Genomic DNA, 399 nt, shown 5'->3' on the forward strand with positions numbered 1-399 from the left:
TTAAATCTCATAATGTTCTTGAAACAAAAGGTTACACTCTAAAATTTAGACCATGGAAAGTAATTTATGTTGAATTTTTCGATGCAAAAGCTGAAGCTATCAAAAAAGAAAAATATTTAAAAACTGGAATTGGAAGAGAATTTATTAAAAATTTGATTCTCAACAATTAACTCGTCGGGCTCATATCCGCCGCGGCGGACACAGGTTCGAGTCCTGTTCCCGCTACTAAGTAAAAGCTTCAGAGAAATCTGGAGCTTTTTTGTTTATAGCGTTTTGAAATATGGCTGAATTTGTTGTTTACATTCTTTATTCTGAAAAATTTAAGAAAAATTATACTGGTTTTACTTCCAATTTAATCGAAAGATTTAAATCTCATAATGTTCTTGAAACAAAAGGTTA

Annotated in this window: 2 protein-coding genes; both read left to right on the forward strand. The window is 30.6% G+C overall.

Annotation, left to right across the window (positions count from 1 at the left end; genetic code table 11):
- Positions 1–170: GIY-YIG nuclease family protein (locus DMB65_RS21885; protein WP_165835013.1), on the forward strand; the 170-nt coding region annotated here is incomplete at its 5' end.
- 110 nt (positions 171–280) lie between these two features.
- A partial coding sequence (locus DMB65_RS21890; protein WP_165835014.1) for a GIY-YIG nuclease family protein occupies positions 281–399 on the forward strand: 119 nt, incomplete at its 3' end.

Origin of the sequence: Flavobacterium cheongpyeongense (assembly GCF_003202435.1) — a bacterium.
In the GTDB taxonomy this organism is placed as follows: Bacteria; Bacteroidota; Bacteroidia; order Flavobacteriales; family Flavobacteriaceae; genus Flavobacterium; species Flavobacterium cheongpyeongense.